Annotated in this window: 17 protein-coding genes; 4 read left to right on the forward strand and 13 right to left on the reverse strand. The window is 50.3% G+C overall.

The genetic code is table 11. The annotated features are described in order from the left end of the window. Window positions 1–161 precede the first annotated feature (161 nt). Window positions 162–824, forward strand: coding sequence for a PTPA-CTERM sorting domain-containing protein (locus H6G21_RS26060; protein ID WP_190574186.1), 663 nt, complete (start codon window positions 162–164; stop codon window positions 822–824). Between the two features lie 207 nt (window positions 825–1031). On the opposite strand, the gene H6G21_RS14715 is transcribed toward H6G21_RS26060, so the two are convergent. Beyond that, window positions 1032–2378: a CCA tRNA nucleotidyltransferase gene (locus H6G21_RS14715; protein WP_347278024.1), complete on the reverse strand. Its 1347-nt coding sequence runs from the start codon at window positions 2376–2378 to the stop codon at window positions 1032–1034. A 275-nt stretch (window positions 2379–2653) separates the two neighbouring features. On the opposite strand from H6G21_RS14715, the gene H6G21_RS14720 reads away from it, so the two are divergent. Beyond that, on the forward strand, window positions 2654–2902 hold the full coding sequence (locus H6G21_RS14720) for a Ycf34 family protein (protein ID WP_190574187.1): 249 nt from the start codon (window positions 2654–2656) through the stop codon (window positions 2900–2902). A gap of 305 nt (window positions 2903–3207) precedes the next feature. Next, the gene (locus tag H6G21_RS14725) at window positions 3208–4716 is read left to right on the forward strand and encodes a tetratricopeptide repeat protein (protein WP_190574188.1); all 1509 of its coding nucleotides are present in this window, start codon (window positions 3208–3210) and stop codon (window positions 4714–4716) included. A gap of 159 nt (window positions 4717–4875) precedes the next feature. On the opposite strand, the gene tpiA is transcribed toward H6G21_RS14725, so the two are convergent. The 6 genes from tpiA to groES form a co-directional block, all read right to left on the reverse strand. Beyond that, entirely contained in the window at window positions 4876–5601 is a 726-nt protein-coding gene (gene tpiA, locus H6G21_RS14730) for a triose-phosphate isomerase (RefSeq protein ID WP_190574189.1), read from the reverse strand. Between the two features lie 86 nt (window positions 5602–5687). After that, entirely contained in the window at window positions 5688–6485 is a 798-nt protein-coding gene (locus tag H6G21_RS14735; protein ID WP_190574190.1) for a metal-binding protein, read from the reverse strand. Between the two features lie 276 nt (window positions 6486–6761). After that, window positions 6762–7403, reverse strand: a complete 642-nt coding sequence (locus H6G21_RS14740; RefSeq protein ID WP_190574191.1) for a DUF3226 domain-containing protein — start codon at window positions 7401–7403, stop codon at window positions 6762–6764. A 3-nt stretch (window positions 7404–7406) separates the two neighbouring features. After that, a complete protein-coding gene (locus H6G21_RS14745; RefSeq protein ID WP_242041837.1) occupies window positions 7407–8576 on the reverse strand; it encodes an ATP-binding protein in 1170 nt (389 codons plus the stop codon). 94 nt (window positions 8577–8670) lie between these two features. Further along, complete coding sequence (groL, locus tag H6G21_RS14750; protein ID WP_190574192.1) at window positions 8671–10305, reverse strand: chaperonin GroEL; 1635 nt, start codon at window positions 10303–10305, stop codon at window positions 8671–8673. A gap of 138 nt (window positions 10306–10443) precedes the next feature. Further along, on the reverse strand, window positions 10444–10755 hold the full coding sequence (gene groES, locus H6G21_RS14755) for a co-chaperone GroES (protein ID WP_190574193.1): 312 nt from the start codon (window positions 10753–10755) through the stop codon (window positions 10444–10446). Window positions 10756–11916: 1161 nt separating this feature from the next. On the opposite strand from groES, the gene H6G21_RS14760 reads away from it, so the two are divergent. After that, complete coding sequence (locus tag H6G21_RS14760) at window positions 11917–12720, forward strand: exosortase-dependent surface protein XDP2 (protein WP_190574194.1); 804 nt, start codon at window positions 11917–11919, stop codon at window positions 12718–12720. A 369-nt stretch (window positions 12721–13089) separates the two neighbouring features. Here the strand turns inward: H6G21_RS14760 and arsB are convergent, their stop codons facing one another. From arsB to H6G21_RS14790, 6 genes are all read right to left on the reverse strand, one after another. Then, window positions 13090–14244, reverse strand: coding sequence for an ACR3 family arsenite efflux transporter (gene arsB, locus H6G21_RS14765; protein WP_190574195.1), 1155 nt, complete (start codon window positions 14242–14244; stop codon window positions 13090–13092). A gap of 4 nt (window positions 14245–14248) precedes the next feature. Next, window positions 14249–15511, reverse strand: coding sequence for an organoarsenical effux MFS transporter ArsJ (arsJ, locus tag H6G21_RS14770; RefSeq protein ID WP_190574196.1), 1263 nt, complete (start codon window positions 15509–15511; stop codon window positions 14249–14251). A gap of 60 nt (window positions 15512–15571) precedes the next feature. Further along, window positions 15572–16582 (reverse strand): ArsJ-associated glyceraldehyde-3-phosphate dehydrogenase, encoded by a 1011-nt coding sequence (locus tag H6G21_RS14775; protein WP_190574197.1) that lies wholly within the window; start codon window positions 16580–16582, stop codon window positions 15572–15574. 192 nt (window positions 16583–16774) lie between these two features. Continuing rightward, the gene (locus H6G21_RS14780) at window positions 16775–17866 is read right to left on the reverse strand and encodes a PstS family phosphate ABC transporter substrate-binding protein (RefSeq protein ID WP_190574198.1); all 1092 of its coding nucleotides are present in this window, start codon (window positions 17864–17866) and stop codon (window positions 16775–16777) included. Between the two features lie 127 nt (window positions 17867–17993). Further along, window positions 17994–18323: a metalloregulator ArsR/SmtB family transcription factor gene (locus H6G21_RS14785; RefSeq protein ID WP_190574199.1), complete on the reverse strand. Its 330-nt coding sequence runs from the start codon at window positions 18321–18323 to the stop codon at window positions 17994–17996. Between the two features lie 126 nt (window positions 18324–18449). Further along, window positions 18450–19700, reverse strand: a complete 1251-nt coding sequence (locus tag H6G21_RS14790; RefSeq protein WP_190574200.1) for a GTP cyclohydrolase II — start codon at window positions 19698–19700, stop codon at window positions 18450–18452. Between the last annotated feature and the right edge of the window lie 3 nt (window positions 19701–19703).

Consider the following 19703-nt stretch of genomic DNA (forward strand, 5'->3'; position numbering starts at 1 on the left):
AGAGGGAAAGTTTGATCAGTCACCCAAAATATCAGAGGGATTGCATCGATTAAGCCTACTTAATTTGTATGGCAACTCTGTTAAAGCATTACTGTATTCCGGTAGCCTACTGAATTCAATCATGCGTTGATTGTTGATCAACAAACCATTCATTTACTTAGGTGGGTAAAACAATGAATTTCAAAGGTTTGGGTCTAAGTACATTAGCAGCAGTGGCAACTTTGGCAGTTGCTTCCATCACAGCCTCTCCTGTGGAAGCAGCAACATTTACCTACGACTTTTCAGGTGGCCCGCTGATCCCCAGTATCTATAACTTCTCAGGCTCTGCTCCCTTAACTAGCGTGACTGCAAATAGCGGTAGTGTTGTTTGGAGGCCGAACGGACTTGGAATTTGGCAAGGCGGTTTGGATTCCTTAGAAGTTGACGGGTTGGGCACCAACGAGATTCTCAATTTGACCTTCAATCAGACGGTCAGAATTATCTCTGCTACTTTCAGTAGGGTTGGCATTAATGTTCCTGTTTTAGATCCCAATGGTAACGACGATTTCCGTCTATTAGTTGATGGAGTACAGGTTCTAACTGCTGATATTCCTGGCGGTAATCTTCTCGATTTGGGTACTGGTACCTATAACTTCTCTTCCCTGATTGCCCAAGGTTCAACTTTAGGCTTTGGTGTGATTAATCGTGGTGATGACTATCTGTTGACTAATCTGACCGTTGAAACTATTCCCACTCCAGCCATGCTACCTGGCTTAATTGGGATGGGGGTTGTCGCTCTGCGCAAGCGGAAAGGAGCGAAAGCAGCATCTGAACAGAGCTGCTAAATTGATCGGGGACTAATGCCTGATCAATTCCAATGACTGATCACTGGGCTACTGTAGGTAGGAGCAATTTATTTCCTACTACAGTAGCCTTTTGTGTTTTGGTCGCAAGAAATCATTGAGCTGATAGATCAATCACAAAGTCAATCCCCCCCAAAGCAGATACCCAGGTTAATCTCAATTTCCTTTTTCTTGCTCGATCTGCACCAATTACCACCAGTCGGCCAAATCCCGATCGCCCAGCAACTGCTCAGCCAGTTTGATGCCCTCTTCCCGCGTGGCAATTTTTCCCTCAGCGCGGGCTAGTTGGAGCGCGGCTAAGAGCTTACCAATTCTAGGACTCGGCGGAATTTTGAGTGCCATCATCAAATCCTGACCCGTCAGTAACGGTTGGGGATGGGCCACCGGATCGTTGGCATCTAAAAAGCGATCGATCATCGCTGCCATCCCATTCAAGGGAATCCCGATGGCAATCGCCATCAGCGCGATCGCAGGAAAAACCGCACCAACCCCCTGGAAAAAGAAATATTGCTGGGCCAAGGACCACTGTTCCAAATTTGGATCCGCTTGCAACTCCGGCAAATACTTCAGCACAGTCATCACGGCCTGAATTTCCGCACGGCTATACTTCAACTTCCACAATTGGGCCTCCGCTGCGGTTAGATCACTAGGCAAGAGGCTCGCCAGTTTCGCCGTAGTCACCCAAGTTCGGGTACTGCCGGAGGCTTCCGGTTCCTTTTCTGCTGCTTTGCCGGAGGCACTGGTGCGAATCCGTTGCTGCAAAATGCCGTAAAACCCAGGCCACTCTTCCTTGAGCCGCCGTAATGTTTGATCGATCGCCGCAACCTGGGTGAGTCCCATTGCAGTCGCATCGGGGAACCAAGCTTGCAACAATCCATCCTCCCAAGCCCCGTGGAGGCGCGGCGTACCCCGCCGGGAACTCAGCAGGTAGTTCAACTCCGACTGCACCCGTTCCGCTGCAATGCGGGCTAAATTCGGTGCAAGCTGACGAATCACTTGTTGGGTTTCGCCATCCACCTGAAAACCCAGTTGAGCAGCTTGGCGATAGGCCCGGAGGAGACGTAGCGGATCCTCAGCTAAATTTTCCGGCGCGATCATCCGCAACAGCCCCCGTTCCAGATCCTGGCAACCCTGCAAAGGATCCAAAAGCTCCAAGGTGTGGGGATTGTAGGCGATCGCATTAATCGTAAAATCCCGACGGCGCAAATCTTCTTCCAAGGTGTCTCCCACCTGCTGGGCAAAGTCTGCCGTCCCTTGTTTAAACACCACGCGGGCAATTTGTCGTTCCGTATCCAACAGGACAAACCCGGCCTTGTAATGACGGGCGATCGCCCGAGCCGTTTCCACTGCTCCTTCTGGCAAAACAAAATCGAGATCTAGATAGTCAGAATGGCGCTCCAAAAGCGCATCACGCACACTCCCCCCCACCAAACAAGCAGAACTGGGGAGCCATGCCAAATCAAAGGGCCATGTCTTTGGGGATAATGCCGAAGAACCCAAAGTGTGCTCTTGCAAAACAGTTACAGAAGGAGTCAAATTCAGCCACCCTTTCAGTGAAGTAATAGACGCTAGATCAACCGACTCGGGCCCAAATAGCCCCCTGTACGGTCTGAATGGAGTCAGAGCGATCGCAGCGTGGCGATCGAAGAACCCGTACAACAGTCTTGGACGATCCTCGGACACACCCAAAAATCCATGCGGCTGCTGATGAATAATTTCTGTGCCTGCGTTAGATTATCAGAAAAGCCTTACGGTTCAGCGCGTCTTTTTACCGATGTTATTCCCATTGTGCGTTAGGGAGAGGTTGGACGATGTGTATTTGCGTAAATTGCCAGTATGTCGATCGTTGTACCACCTACCATGCGGTGGAAGCCCAGCATCAGCAGCCCCATCTGACCGAGTCTCCAGACTTTGAGGCCACGGAACCCACGATTAATGTCAACATTCGGGAACAAGTCGATTACATCGAAATGGAATGGGACGTTGTTGGATGTCTCAGCTTTGTAGCGGATCAAGGAAAATGGTCACGGCTGCGTCCCGGTGAACTGATCCCCACCTAGCGATCGCCACCCAACAGACTTCCAATTCACAGATCCACAACCAAGACCTACAACCAAGACCTACAACCAAGACCCGTAACAAAGTGTCGTTGATGGGGATCGAACTGGGCATATTGACAACAAGCTTTGACAGCTCAACTAACCACCGTTGCTTCAAGCGGTGTGTTTGAAGGCGAGGGCAAGAAAAGTCGAGAATTTTAAACTTCTTGCTAAGCAACTGTGGCTGGGGAACTTCTACGGGGGAAGACTCTGTCTATCAGTTTCTGTCCGAGTTCATCTGTCCCACGTTCGAACCATTCAGCGCCATGAGCACTCAAAATACTGCCCAGCGTAAACTTCTGGGCTATGTGACTTTCCTGAGCTTCGTTACACCTCTGGTTGGCTTCGCGGCACCCAGTTTCGCCCAATCTGTGCCCCAATCCGTTGAGACGGCAGATACCTTAATAGCAGATACCTTAACATCGGTCGCTGCGACCTCCACCTCACCCGTCGCAACCCCTTCTTCTACGCCCACTGCCCCCAATCCGGATGTAGTGGCCGCCCAATCTTTTTTCCAGCAAGCGGAAAAAGATGCCCAAAAGAAAGAATTTGTCGCTGCATTAACGAACTATAACCAAGCTATCCAACGCTATCCCAATTACAGTTCGGCCTATGTCGGACGGGGCACTGTGCGGATGCAGATGGGCGATCGCGCGGCGGCGATGCAGGACTTGAATCAAGCGATCGATTTGGATCCCGGTAATGCAGTGGCCTATGCCCAGCGGGCCAATCTCCGATATCAAATGGGTGAGTCATCGGCAGCGCTAGAGGACTGGACAGAGGCCCTAAAGCGCAATCCTAATTTGATGATGGCCCAGGTCAATGTTGGCTATGCCCATGCCCAATCTGGCGATTTACCCAAAGCCTTGGCGGAGTTGGATGCCGTCCTACAGGCCCAGCCCAATAACGTGGCTGCGTTGGTGAATCGTGGCTATGTCCGTTCCCAACTGGGCGATCGGGAAGGCGCATTGAACGACCTGAACCAAGCCATTCAGCTTCAAGGAAACTTTGCGGAAGCCTACCTGAATCGGGGTATGGTTTACCACAAGGCAGGGCAACTGGAACAGGCTGTACAAGACTTCACAAAGGCACTCCAGCATAAGCCTGACTATGCAGCCGCCTTTTACAACCGTGCCCTCAGTTATACCCTCCAGAAAAAATTTGATTTAGCAGCAGCGGATCTCAGCAAAGTCGTTGAGTTGAAGCCAGACCACGCCGATGCGTTGTTCCAGCGGGGCAGTTTGTACTTGATGGCGGGCAATCAATCCGCTGCCATTCGGGACTTTGAGCAGGTGCTGAAACTCCGGCCCGATGACGCCGCAGCCTACAAAGCGATCGCGGACATCCGGATGCAATTGGGGGATACCCAAGGGGCACTGGCGGACTACAGCCGTGCTTTGCAGCATGATTCCACTTTGGCCGATGCCTATGCGAGCCGGGCCCAGGCTTACCAGAAGTTGGGCAATATGGCGGGGGCGGTGAATGACTACACCCAGGCGATCGCCCTCAACACCAGCGATGCCAATGCCTTTTTCCAACGGGGGAAAGCACGGCAGATGGCAGGAGATAGCATGGGAGCCATAGCAGACTATACCGAGGCGCTTCGGCTCAATCCCAAGCAAGCGGATGCCTATTTTGAACGGGGTAAGTTAATGACCCAGGCAGGGCAAGCAGGGGCAGCCCGATCGGACTTCAAGCAAGCGGCGGATCTGTACCTGCAAACCAACCAGCCGGAAGGATACCGTCAAGTGATTGCTTGGTTGCAACGGCGATAGGTGAACTCTGGAGTACACGATCGCGCGATCGAATCCCATTAAACACTGAACAAAAACCCCTCAAGATTTCACCGGATCCTGGGGGGTTTTCAGTTCACAAGTTTTTTTCAGTTCACAAGTTTTTTTCAGTTCACAAAGTTTTTGAAGTTTACAGCGCGGTTACTGATAGTTGACGATGCGGGCAAAACTGTTAGCTTCTAGACTAGCCCCCCCGACCAGAGCCCCATCAATTTCTGGTTGCGCCATGATCTCGTCGATGTTATCCGGCTTAACGGAGCCACCATACTGAATCGTCACATCGGGATTGCTGAGCTTGCTCCGAATTAATCCAATGACACGATTGGCTTCATCGGCAGCGCAGGTATCACCCGTCCCGATCGCCCAAATGGGTTCGTAGGCAATCACAAGGTGCGTCTGGTCTACACCGATTAAATCCTTGGCTAACTGGTCAAAAATGACCGTTTCTGTTTCGCCTGCATCCCGTTGTTGCTTGGTTTCGCCGACGCAGAGAATCGGGGTTAATCCCGCTTTTTGGGCAGCCCGCAGCCGGAAGTTCACCGTTTCATCCGTTTCACCGAAGTATTGGCGACGTTCGCTATGGCCGACAACAACGTAGCGAACCCCAATCTCGACCAACATCGGGGCAGAGATTTCGCCCGTAAATGCGCCGCTGTCTTCCCAGTGGACGTTCTGAGCCCCAACTTGGATCCGACCGCCATGGAGGGTTTTGGACAGCACGGAGAGGTCGGTAAAGGGGACGCAAAGGATGATTTCTCGATCGCTGGGGGCTTCATCAACGAGTGGCTTAAACCCTTGCACAAACTCAAGCGTTTCGGCTTGGGTTTTAAACATCTTCCAATTGCCAGCCAGAATAATTTTTCGCACGGGTGACTTCGTAGGCTACTACACAAAATTCCTCAATTAGTCTACAAGGTTTGGGGGGACACCGTGTGCAGTGTTTACGATTTCTCCTAGGGCGTGGTCATGGCTTGCATCACAGCCGCTTGACCCACTTGGGCATAGAGGTCTTTGAGATGGGCTAGGAGGGCTTGGCGCTGTTCCGTAGAGATTTGATCTTGGGGAAAAGGAATTTCCCCCAGGATATCTAGCAAGGTTTCGCCACTACTCGGCGCAATGACGACTAGAGAAGGATCCAATTGCTCGGTGTAATGCCAAAACTGTGCGATCGACCAGGGTTCGGCGGCGGGTTCGGGGGTGGGCGTGGGGGAGGATTCAGTTTGGCGGCGTTGGCGGAGGGCTTCTAGGATGCTATCTTTGGTGCGACCTCGCAGTTGAAACAGCACGAAGGGATCTTCGCTAAAGCGATCGCCCAGGAGATAGTACACCGCACCGATATGTTTGCAGGGATTCACCGGGTCGGGGCAGTTGCAATGGCTATGGATATCAAACTTGCTGAAGGGGAAGAGGCTAAGGCCGTTACTGATAAACACTTCTTCGATATTTTGGGGCATTTCGCCCGCCAGCAGCTTAGCGGAAAAGATGGCCCGATCGGCCATGGAATCGATGACAAATTCCCACTGCTCATCCGTGAAGGGATCCAGTTTTAGCTTGACTTGATAGGGGTCTGGGGCAGTACCACGCACTTGGGCGGTGACGTTGGAGCCTTGGAAGTCGAGGTTAAGGACATGGCCTTCGCGCACATAGGTGCGGGCGCGGGCAAGCCGTTGCCGAAACCCAAAGGATTCCAACACATCGATCCAGCGTTGGGCCCACCATTCTCGACTGGGAAGGGTTTCATCGTGGAGCATGGTTTTGTCCTGGGGAAAGGGACACGAAGCTGGATCGATCGTAGAAGATGCTAGGAATGGAACAACCAGTCCTTAACGCTTTTTTATATTGCTGATTCTTCCAGAGTAGACCTCCTGCATGAATCAAGAAGCCTGTGCCAGTTAAAAATTGAGTCAGCTTTTGGGTCGGGGTGCCCCCCTCATCTAGCTTTGCAAAGCCTTGATAGACTCGAAATAATCTGCCCCATCTCCAATGATCAACAAGTACAATATGCATCCCTACTACTATATGCATTCCTACAGGCCATAGAGTGTCTTAAACCAACCAACAAAATCCTGGGTTTGAGGATGTTGAGGATCCAAAATTCGCCTTTGCAGTGCAGTATGTAATTGCTGACCTGGCTCATCTTGCCATGCCAACCAAGTATGAATATTCGCCTTATCCTGCTGAAGTGTTTTAAAAGGAGCACCCTGGACTTTAGCTTCCGTAACAGCAGATTGGGCATATTGCCAAACGGGATCAGTAGACTCTATGCAGTTTGATAAAAAAGTTTCTATCATGCCACGCAATTGATTATCCGGCATCATCCACACGCCAAATTGAATACCTGTTTGCGTTGTGTGAATTAATCCTTGTGATGGAAGCGTTTTTGGCATGTCTGCAATACTTTTTGCGCAAGCCGCCTGCAAACTTTGCCATCGTGCAGCAGGATTTTCATCTGCATCCACCACAATCCCTATTACCTGAAGCCCACTCGCTTGAAGCCTCGTCGCAATTCGCTTTGCATCAATTAATCGATCGTATCCCCCAACTTCTTCAATATGAATCGGTGGATTGCGTAATGGCCAAGGGATATGATTGGCTTCCGCAAGTTCAGCAATTACAAAAACATCTTGCTTCCCTTCAACAAACAGTATTTTCGGATGTTGATTAGCCATTCCCTAACGAACCTCAATCCCTTCTTCCACCGCGATCGCCATTTGTTGCGAATCAAATGTTACCGAAGATGACTTCGCTTTTTCAATGCGGTGAATCATGATTTCATTCTCTCCAGCCATTTCCGATTCCGCCATTTCCGCCAGACTCTCCCAACAATCTCGGCTATGGGTGGTTGCAAACACTTGCACATTAAGTTTTTGTGCCGTTTTCCAGATCATCTTCCACATATCTAACATGGCTGTGAAATGCAGCCCTGTATCAATCTCATCCACTAATAGAATGCCACCTTTAGTACACACAACACTTAGCGCCAAACCCAACATGCGCCAGATGCCATCACCCATACTACCGATCGGAAGAGGTTGCTGCTCATCGCGTCGCTTAATAACGAAACCTCCACGTTTTGCAGAAACCATACGATCAATCCCCAAGGAGGCAATTCTCTCAATTTTGGGATCAATAGTTTGCAGCGCTTGAACAATATTATCTTCTTCAGGTGTGAGAACAACTTGGTCGAAAAGCTCAATCATTTGAGGAATCAGCAATGAAGATGAAGTAATAAACTGCACCTTAATAGATGAACTTTTTATAGGCTTAATTCGCATCCTTCTGGAGTAGTCTGAGCGAATTCCTCCATCAGCAGATAACGGAATCTTAAGTTCTTCTCTGTCTCCATTGAAAGACCAGGTCAAAACCAGTTCTACATCACGAGTCAGTTCTTCATCAACCAGATCAACCAAAAGAGTTTCTTGCTTGAATTCATGAATTTCAATTTTTGCAACTAATTCTTCAGCAGATCCATCTGTCATCACCGAAATTGTAAAAGATTGATCTAGTACTAACTCATGCCCATGAAATAAATGTCTAATATCTAGTTCTCGACTACCACTTCGTTCTTCTGTGCGAGAAACCTCACCTCTTTCTACCATCGTTTGTGTGACAGAGGCTAAATTAGCTCGTGATTGTAAAAGTTGAATTGCTTCTAAGATTGAGGTTTTACCACTATTATTTTCGCCGACCAACAAGTTAATTCGTCCAAGCTGTGTCAGCTCGAATGATTTAAAGCTTCGGAAATTCTCGACTTTAAGCGATTTGAGCATTGGCTCCCGACCTAAATAGCACCTTCGTTTTGGTGAGTTCGCTAACAACATCTTGATTGTAGCAATGCCCATACAAAAAGCACGATCGAGTTCTTTTGGGATCTCGATCGTGCTTCATAATTCAGCCTAAAACGTTAAACAACGCTTTCAGACTCGTGACTTGGAATTAGTAATCGAAGTCGCCCATGCCGCCTGCGCCACCAGCGGGAGCCGCTTCCTTCGGTTCAGGCTTGTCTACCACGATGCACTCAGTGGTCAACACCATTGCCGCGATCGAAGCTGCATTTTGCAGTGCGCAACGAGTCACCTTAGCGGGGTCAACAATCCCTGCGCTAATCATGTCTACATACTCATTGGTCGCAGCATTGTAACCGCTGTTGAAGGGCATTTCCTTCACGCGCTCAGCGACTACCGCACCGTTTTGACCTGCGTTTTCAGCAATCCGCTTCAGAGGAGCCGTCAGCGCGCGGGCAACAATCAGCGCCCCGGTCAATTCTTCTGCTTGCAGGTTACCCGAAGCCCAGGTTTCCAATTCGGGAGCCAGGTGGGCCAAGGTGGTACCACCACCGGGGACGATGCCTTCTTCAACCGCAGCCTTGGTTGCGTTGATCGCATCTTCCAGACGCAGCTTACGATCCTTCATTTCGGTTTCGGTCGCTGCACCGACTTTCACCACAGCCACGCCACCAGCCAACTTAGCCAGACGCTCTTGCAGCTTTTCCTTGTCGTAGGAAGACTCGGTTTCTTCCATTTGACGACGGATTTGCTCAACCCGTGCCTTGACTTGCGCTTCGTTACCTTCAGCAACGATCGTTGTGGTGTCCTTGGTGATCGTGATGCGACGAGCTTTACCCAGCATGTCCAGCTTCGCAGCATCGATCTTCAGACCTGCATCTTCGGTGATCAGCGTCCCGCCGGTCAGCACTGCGATGTCTTCCAGCATAGCCTTCCGACGATCGCCAAAGCCAGGAGCCTTCACAGCTGCAACGTTCAGTACGCCGCGCAGACGGTTCACCACCAGGGTTGCCAGGGCTTCCTTCTCGATGTCTTCAGCGATGATGACCAGAGGACGGCCCGCCCGAGCCACTTGCTCCAGCACAGGCACCAAGTCTTGGACGAGGGCAATCTTCTTGTCAGTGATCAGGATGAAAGGTTCTTCCATCACTGCTTCCATCCGCTCGGTGTCGGTGGCGAAGTAGGGAGAGATGTAGCCTTTCTCGAAGCGCATCCCTTCGGTCACTTCCAATTCGGTGGTCATGGACTTCCCTTCTTCCAAGGAAATCACGCCTTCTTTGCCCACCTTGTCCATGGCGCTAGCAATCATGGCACCCACTTCTTCGTCGTTACCGGCGGAGATGGAACCCACTTGAGCGATCGCCTTGGAATCTTCCACAGGACGAGCCTGTTCCTTAATCTTGTCAACCAGGAAGTTGGTCGCCTTATCGATCCCTTTCTTCAGCAGGATTGCATTGGCACCCGCTGCCACGTTGCGCAGACCTTCTTTAACGATCGCGTGGGCCAGTACAGTTGCGGTGGTGGTACCATCCCCAGCGGCATCGTTAGTCTTGGACGCTGCTTGACGGATCAGGGAAACCCCGGTGTTTTCAACGTGATCTTCCAGTTCAATTTCCTTGGCGATCGTCACACCATCGTTGATGATTTGGGGTGCGCCGAACTTCTTCTCCAGCACCACGTTGCGACCTTTAGGCCCAAGGGTCACTGCAACGGCTTCTGCCAGGATATCCATGCCTTTTTCGAGGGCACGACGAGCATTTTCGTTATAAATAATGCGCTTAGCCATGGTTCAAGTCTTGTCTACTTCTGAAGGGTCAATAAAAAGCGGAAAAATGCAATTGAGGACTTGAGAATTGGGAATTGAGAATTCGAAACGTAGATTCTCCTTTCCGTCTTCTCCAGTACCGATTTACTTGCCGATTGACTACTGCACAACGGCCAGGATGTCACGCTCAGTCAACAGAACGTAGTCGTCGCCACCCAGCTTGATGTCGGTGCCAGCGTACTTGGAGTACAGGACTTTGTCGCCCACTTTGACTTCCAGTTCTTGGCGAGAACCGTCATCATTGCGCTTACCGGGGCCAACTTGCACGACTTCACCGACTTGAGGCTTTTCCTTAGCGTTGTCGGGCAGGATGATGCCGCCAGCAGTCTTCTCTTCTGCTTCCGACACCTTCACAAAAACGCGATCGCCTAAGGGTTGAACAGTAGACACGCTCAAAGATACGGCTGCCATACAAAGTCTCCAAACTCTCTATAATCTTGTGCAAACAATAACGTTCACAGAGTGCGGTGACAGGCTCAAGTTCCAACTCGCTCAGACGAATATTCAGTTCAACTGCGTCTGTTCAAGAAGGTCAATTCCTGCGGGTCACACCTGTGGACGATGACTGGAAATTGGGACTTGGATTCAGTCCCCGACTACCCAGTCTATCGGAGTTTGGACTCAAAATTAGCACTCCCAACTCCTGAGTGCTAATTTAACGAAGCTTGATGTTCGATGCAACTGCGTAAACTGTACGGCTTCCCGAACTGAGCGATCGGCGTTCTAGGGCAGTGGGCCTGAGTGTAGGTCACGGGTTTCGGTTACGCCCCTGTTTAGGGACTGACTTGGATCAGTCATTTAGGGTCTTCAATCAGCGCATTCATTCAGTTCACTTAATCAGTTGACTCAACCCGTTCATCAAAATTGTCCAATTTAGGGCTGAAATTAGCTCGGTTTACAGTTCCCTATTTCTTTCCCAGTAGGTTTATGTAGTTTCCGTAAAGATACGCCCATCCCCAGGACATACACCGAGGCCCCTGTGATATTAATTACGTATGGCTTCTATGAGGTTGATTTCAACTCCGTCAATTCTCTGAATAGGCTTGGAGTCGTGAAAAAAACTTCTTAGCAGACAACTGAGTGTAGCAAAGGCGTAGGGTGAGTAATTGCTTACCCTATTTTTTTTGTGTTTGAGCGTGGCTAGTTCGCGGGGGCGTTGCTCACCGGCTGGACGATAGCCTTGAAATGAAACCCCTTCCAGCCCAGCCAGCAGGCGATCCATCTCGTTACCCGCCCCGAACAATTCCCTGCGAATCTTCCCTGGCAATCCTCTCGCCTGAGGGGCCGTTCACCCGCAGATTCCCTCACCAAAATTTTCTATTTCTGCAAAAAATGTTGTATGTAAAGACACGTTGGGCACAATGCTTAAAAGAGATATAGCTTCTATAAAGTCTACGTGTAACTACTGGCAGCTATGTGATTAATGTGTCATCTTTTAAACAGGAAATACGGAATTCATCCGAACTATTTTTAGGATTGCTCCCGCCCCCAGAGCCTCTGCCTACATCTCTTCCTTCGGGAAAAGATTTCACACGAAACCATTCAGTTGATCGTTGCAAGAGGAGCATGACCATGAGTTACAAATTTTCCTGGATTATCGCTAGCAGCCTGTTCGCCACCCTAGCGTCGATCGCCCCCGCCCAAGCCTTCACGACCTTTACGTTTAATACCAGCTACTCCCCCAAGCCAGCGGATCCAACAAAAGATATTAAGTTAGAGTCTGTCACATTGGGTGACACTACTGTTAGTTCTTTTAACTTGGTAAACCGCGCAAACATTTTGGTTAACAATCTGCCCGCCCAGCCCGGTCAATCGGTGCAAGGCCCTGGCAGCAGCGATGCAGGCACCAATACCGGCTCCGATCCGCTCTTGCCGGAAGGCCCCGTGGTCGAAAGTCCGACGGAAGCCAATATTGTGGCGAGCTTAGGTAACCTCAACCTCAATAGCATCATTGATACCGAAGATAAGTGGGGTACCTCCAGCTTCAACTTGTTCTTCGATCAGCCTTCGGATCACTTCTTCCTCTATGAGCGGGGAATGAACAGTGATTTGTTGGTGGAAGCGATCGATGCATCGGGCAATTTGCTGGGTGAGTCCTTCAAAATCACCCGCGATTTGTGGACGAGTGCAGGTTACTCCATCATGACCCACGAAATTGCGGATCAACCGAAGCCGCAAGCGGTAGGTTCCTTCGGCCTCAGAACCAAAACCACGATCGCAGGTTTGCGACTCACCAGCTTCAACAGCAATCCCAACAGTTTCAATGGGCCAGACTATAAAGTTGTGGCTGCGAAGGTGCCCGAACCCACTGTGCTGCTGGGTCTAGCCATGGCAGGCGGCAGCTTACCGCTACTGCGTCGTCGGAAGCTGGCTTAGTTTCTCAATTCTTTTCGGCCTGTCGTCTTGATGTTCCCTGTGTTTGTTTTGATTGCCTAATCTGTTGTATTTCGCCTGCTGTCAGTAGTTTATTGGACTTCAACATCGGTTCAAAATTCAACATCAGTTCAAAGTTCAATATCAGTTCAAAGTTCAATATCAGTTCAAAATAGGAGGTGGGCTAGGCTACGGAATCCCACTGGAGAGTAGCAGGTGTTCAAAGCTAAAACGATAGCATGAGCCTTGCATGATCGCCCTTCAGGGGACGGTCTACAGTTTGGATTCCGTATGCCACTTATCAATGGATCATCAATAACGCATCAATTTGAGCAACGTGAATGATCGCGATGATGAGATATCGAACATTCATCACTGCGAAGAACGGGAGGAGATACAGCGCGGATCGAGTAGGGTCGCTTTTTCCGGTTCGCGCGGAAACCATGCGGCGGTTCGTTTACAGACCTCCACTAGCATCAGCATAACCGGGACTTCGATTAGCACACCGACCACGGTTGCCAGAGCAGCGCCCGAGTTGAGTCCAAATAACATTACAGCCGTTGCGATCGCGACTTCAAAATGATTGCTTGCCCCAATCAATGCCGCCGGAGCCGCATCCTCATAGGATAATCGCAGCTTTAATGCTGCCACATAGGAAATCAGAAAAATAAAGTTGGTTTGTAGAAACAATGGAACTGCAATCAATAAAATGTGCAAGGGATTGTTAACAATCAGCTCTCCTTTGAACGCAAACAATAAAATCAGCGTAATCAATAGCGCAGAAATGGCAGCGGGATTGAGGTACTTGAGGAATTTTTGCTCAAACCAAACACGTCCCTTGTGTCGCAAAATCCAGTACCGGGAGTACATTCCAGCGATCAAGGGTAAGCCTACATAGATCGCAACCGAAAGCGCGATCGTTTGCCAAGGAACGACGAGATCATTAGCAGCTAGTAACCACCGCCCTAACGGTGCATACAAAAACAGCATCGCCAGAGAGTTCACAGCGACCATCACTAAGGTATGACCTTGATTGCCGTAGGAGAGATAGCCCCACATCAAGACCATTGCGGTACAGGGTGCAATCCCTAGCAAAATTGCGCCTGCAATGTAGGAATTGGACAGGGCAATTTCCGTTCCGCGAATCATCTCCGTTCCGCCAATCAGAGGGCGGAATAGGCCCCCCAGAAACAGTTGAGCAAATAACACCATCGTAAACGGCTTGATCAACCAGTTCACGACCAGCGTCAGAATCACAGGTTTGGGAGTGCGGACGGCTTGCTTGGCCTGGGAAAAGTCAATTTTGACCATGATGGGATACATCATGAAGAACAGGCAAATCGCGATCGGAATCGACACCTGATAAATGCTCATTGCATCTAGGGTCGTTGCGATCGTTGGAAACAGTCGTCCCAGGACAATTCCAATCCCAATACAGAGAAAGACCCAACCCGTCAGATATTTCTCAAAGAAACTAAGATGACTTCCCGCCTGTATTGGGGGCGTCGATCGAGGATGAATACCCATTTGCTTAATCTCCACCTTTTGCTTTCCAGGCAATGGCTTTATTGGGGCGGGGCGTTGGCAATTTCAAGGAAATCAATGCAGCCGCTAAAACAAACGCCGCTGAGGTCCATAAGCATCCCACCAGTCCGGCCCATTGATAGATCAAGCCTGATAGAACCGTGCCAGCGAGCCGTCCGCCGGAGTTAGCCATGTAGTAAAATCCAACGTTCAACGCAACCTTATCGTCGTCGGTGTACGCCAGAACGAGGTAAGAGTGAACGGCAGAGTTGAAGGCAAACACCACCCCAAATAACATTAAGCCCACCACGATCGCATAGTTGGGATTGATGCCAGCAATCAGCGCGATCGCAATCAGCGCCGGAACTACGGTTAACGCAAACGTCCAAAATCGAATCGTACTGGTCGAAGGTGGACGACCTGAGCCAAATCGTTTAATTAGGGTTGGGGCAGAGGACTGAATGATGCCATAGCCAATCACCCACAGGGCCATAAATGCACCGACTTGATAGAACGACCACCCCAATGGCCCGCGCAGAAAGACGGGTAAGCCAACGACAAACCAGATATCCCTGGAACCAAACAGAAAGAATCGTGCGGCTGATAAAACGTTGATTTCGCGACTCTTAGAAAATAGTTGGTTAAACTTCACCTTCGCTTTGATTTTGCCCATACCCCTCGGTAACATCCAGCCGGTGAACATGAGCACAAACAGCCCGCCCGCCATCAGCCAGAGTGAACTCACAAACCCGATCGACGCGAGTAATACAGCGCCTAGGAAAAAGCCCACCCCTTTCAGGGCATTCTTTGATCCCGTCAGAATTGCGACCCACTTGAAGAGTGACGATTGCGCATCCTGCGGCACCACCAATCGGATCGCACTCTTGGAACTCATTTTAGTTAGGTCTTTGGCAATGCCCGAAAAAGCTTGCGACACCATCACGTAACCCACCGCAAACCATTGCGCCCAGTTGCGATCGAGAAACGATAACATCACCAGCGCAAAGATTTGTAGCCCAATCCCAGCGTAGAGCGTGACCTTCAGCCCAAGTTGTGATCCGATCCAACCGCCTAGAAAATTAGTGACAACGCCAAACACTTCGTAAAACAGGAACAGAAACGCAACCTGTAACGGGGAGTAGCCAATCTCATAGAAATAGAGCAGGACAAGCAGTCTGAGCGCACCATCGGTAATCGTGAACCCCCAGTAGGCCAGCGTCACGAGAATGTAGTTTTTGAGATTGGCACTAGAAGCCGTGGTAGAAGACATAGAGTTACTTCAGACGGGTTAGTTCAAGCGAGTTAGTTCAAGCAGGTTAGTTCAAGCAAGTTAGTTTAAACTGAGGGCAACTTTGCGAGCAAGTTCAACCATGCGATTGGAGTAACCCCATTCGTTGTCGTACCAAGCGAGGATTTTCACTTGGGTTTGATCAACCACCATGGTGGAGAGGGCATCAATGATCGAGGAGCGCGGATCATCTTTGTAATCGATCGAAACTAACGGGCGTTCTTCATAGCCCAAAATGCCTTTTAACGTGCCTTCAGATGCTGCTTTTAGCAATTGATTAACTTCTTCAACCGTGGTCGATCGAGCGACTTCAAAGACACAATCGGTGAGTGATGCGTTTAGTAATGGAACACGAACCGCAAGACCATTCAGCTTGCCATTCAATTCTGGATAGATTAATCCGATCGCGGTTGCTGATCCGGTGGTGGTGGGAATCAGTGATAAATTGGTTGCTCTAGCACGACGGAGATCTTTATGGGGTGCATCCACGATCGTTTGCGTATTGGTATTATCGTGAATCGTTGTAATGACACCATGCTTGATCCCCAGTCCTTCGTGAATTACTTTCACCACCGGCGCAAGGCAATTGGTTGTGCAAGACGCCGCTGTCAATAAATGATGCTCGTTAGGCTGATACAGGTGATCATTGATGCCCATGACAATATTGAGTGCGCCTTGTTTGACAGGAGCTGCGACAATGACTTTTTTCACACCACGCTTGAAATAGGGTTCAAGGGTTTCTGGGGTGCGAAATTTGCCAGAACATTCCAGGACAATATCCACCCCGTAATCTTCCCAAGGCACATCACCCGGTTTCGCATACTCGCTGAAGGTAACGGGTTTGCCATCAATGAGAATGCGATCGTCTCCTGCTGCCACATCTGGTGTCCAGCGACCATGCACCGAGTCGAATTTCAGCAAATGGGCCGCCGTTTCTGCTCCGCCTTTGACTTCGTTGATATGAACAAACTCAAATTCCGACCAGCCCCAAGCAGCCCGAAAATCTAGCCGTCCGATTCGACCAAATCCATTGATTCCAACCCGTATAGTCATGTGGTTTACCCTGAGAAATTGCCGCTATATATCAATTTAATTTAGTGTAAACCCCAAGGCTAATCTTTTCAAGGAATTAATATCAATACTCTTGAGAAGAATACATCTAAAAAAATTGTTTAATTCCCAAGAATAATTGTTGGTTGGCTAGCTGGTTGGTTAGCTGGCTGGCTGGCTGGCTCAAGTGAGCTTCTAGAATACGGCTTGCTTCCGCAGCAATTCACTGATGGTTAAATCTGGCTGCGGCACCCCCTCAAACACAGTTCCGACTTTGCCCTGGGAGAAGTGCAGATTCGTCAAGCGATAGCCCTCATCCGGCAGTGGGATGTAGCCAACCTGCGGAACCAGTTGTTTCGCATTGTTGAGGTAGTAGGTCACAAAGGCTTGCAGTTCCGGCTTGTGTTGAACCGCAACGATGTTGACGTAAATGAATAGGGGACGAGAGAAGGGGCGATATTGGGCTTTTTCCACCGTTTCTCGTGAGGGCAACACTGCGCCTCGGCCCTTCCCCGGATCAACCGCTAAGGCTTTGAGTTGGCTGTGCTTGGCTTCATAGTAAGCAAGACCAAAGTAGCCCAGGGCATTCGGGTCTTTCAGCACACCTGCGACCAGTTCATTGTCATTTTCACTAGCGGTATAGTCTGTCCGGCTTGCTTTGGGATCCCCGATCGTCACTTCGTTGAAGTAATCAAACGTTCCAGAATCTTTGCCTGCACCATACAGCTTGAGCGGTCGATCGGGATAGGAAGCACGAATCTGATTCCAGTTGGTGATTTTTCCCTGGGCAGCCGATTCCCAAATTTTCTTCAGTTCTGCGACTGTGATATCGTTTGCCCAAGTGTTTTGCGGATTCACGACCACGGTGAGCGCATCGAAGGCGATCGGAAATTCATAGAAGCGAACACCCGCTTTTCCACAAGCTTCTATTTCTTCTTTGAGGATTGGACGAGACGCATTATTGATGTCCGTTTCACCCGCACAGAATTTCTTGAAACCGCCACCGGTTCCAGAAAATTTGAGGTCGATCGGTCCTGCTTTAGCATCGGTCGTTCTACGGTACTGCTTCACCATCAACTCAGAAATGGGAAACACCGTACTTGAGCCATCAATTTTGATACCGGGGGAAGGCGGCATCACAGGATTCTTCAGTCCTTGGGCCGCATTGGCTGCCTGGGTTTGAGCAGAGTCGGTGGCTGGATTGGAGGTACACCCTGCGATGCTCAAGGCCATCACCATGCAGGCACCCAGCAGACGTTGGAAGGAAATGAATGTTTGAAGGGTCATATTTGAAATGTCATCGTGTATCTCACCAATGGAACAGTGAGGAATGCACTAATCATTTCAAGTAAATTTGATGTTTTCAAGTGTTCTATAAAACATCAAGCGTTAAGAATAGTAAAAACCTGCTGGATTAAACGTCATCGCGACACTTCCGGGGGGGCAGGATGGGACTTAAGCGGCGAAATTCTGCTAAATACTGTTCTAAAACGACAAATTGAGCCAAATTCAAACTGTAGTAAACCCAGCGTCCTTCCTGTCTGGCCTGAACCAGCTGGGCTTCTTTGAGCGTCTTGAGGTGGAAGGAGAGCTTCGACTGGCTGACTTCGAGGGTTTCGCACAAATCACAAACGCAGAGTTCACGATCGCGCAGTAAATCTAACACCTGAACCCGTAAGGGATCAGAGAGCGCATGAAACCCGGCAACAATCATATTTGATGAAAACTCAACAGTCTTTGGCATCAACTTTTCTCGAAATGATAGGAGGGTTAGTATTCTCAGTGTAGTCTGCCTTCAGAGCGATCGGGAATCTGCAAAAGGATCGTCATCGGGAGGATTATAGGGATGGTCATCGAGATGGTCATTGCGCTAGGTAATCTTCGGTGATTCTAGGTGGCGACCTCTGATCTGTTGCAAATCTTCCGGTGTAGGAGTTTCTCCCACCGTGTAATAACCTGCGGCTTTTTTGGCTTCCATTTCGACCCAAGCATCCGCCGGAATGCGATCGTCCGGCAACGGCACCCGCTCTACGACCGTAATTCCCGACTCCACGATCGCCTGATACTTCATATCACTCATGGACACGAGGCGATCGATCCGTTGCACCCCTAACCAATGCAACACATCCGGCATCAACGCCTGAAACCGTGCGTCCTGCACCCCCGCCACACACTCCGTCCGCTCAAAATAACCATCGGCCCGATCGCCCGATCGTTTCCGCGCATTGTAAACCAGATATTTTGTTACCTCGCCCAGCGCCCGTCCTTCCTTGCGGAAATAGACCACCAAGCCCGTGCCCCCCGCCTGTGCTGTTTGAATACATTCCTCAATGCCATGCATCAGATAGGGCCGACAGGTGCAAATATCCGAGCCAAACACATCCGACCCATTGCACTCATCGTGGATGCGTACGGTTAAGGAGCGAGTCAAATCCCCGATCGCCGCCACCTCACCCAGAATATAAACCGTCGTCCCGCCGATCGGTGGCAACCAGATTTTCAAATCAGGCCGACTGATTAACTCCGGAAACATCCCCCCCGTTTGATGGTGCAACGCTTGGCGCAACGTCGCCTCCGCCACCCCCAGCCGTTCCGCCACCCCCGGCAAATACCACACCGGATCGATCGCCACCTTCGTTACCCGCACGTCCCCGGACTCCAGCAACCACAGACCATCCGGTTGCAACCGCCCCGCCGTCATCGCCTGCTGGACTTCCGGCAAATTCAAATGGGCCTGGGTAATCGCGATCGTCGGTTGAATGTTGTACTCCTTGACGATCAACGGCGCAAACACCTCCGTCACCCGTGCGCCCCAGGGATCCAATGAGACAATGCGCCGCCGACTACACCAGGCCGGATTGGGGGGAATCTGGACGATCGGTTCCGTCTGACTCAAATCGCTGCGGTGGTCAGGACTCAGTTGTCCCGTAGCCACGGCCAACGCCCGATAGACGCTATAACTGCCGCCATGGGTACCAATAACATTGCGGTGCTTTGGATTCGTCACCGTTCCCACGATCGCACCCCGTTCTAGCGGATCGCAAGCGCCCCACCGGATGCGGGGCTGCAATCCAGCCAGTTTCAGCGAAGAATTTTTAGGAGGAAGCGGTTGGCTGACCATGGG

This window comes from Alkalinema sp. FACHB-956, from assembly GCF_014697025.1.
Taxonomy (GTDB): domain Bacteria; phylum Cyanobacteriota; class Cyanobacteriia; order Leptolyngbyales; family Leptolyngbyaceae; genus Alkalinema.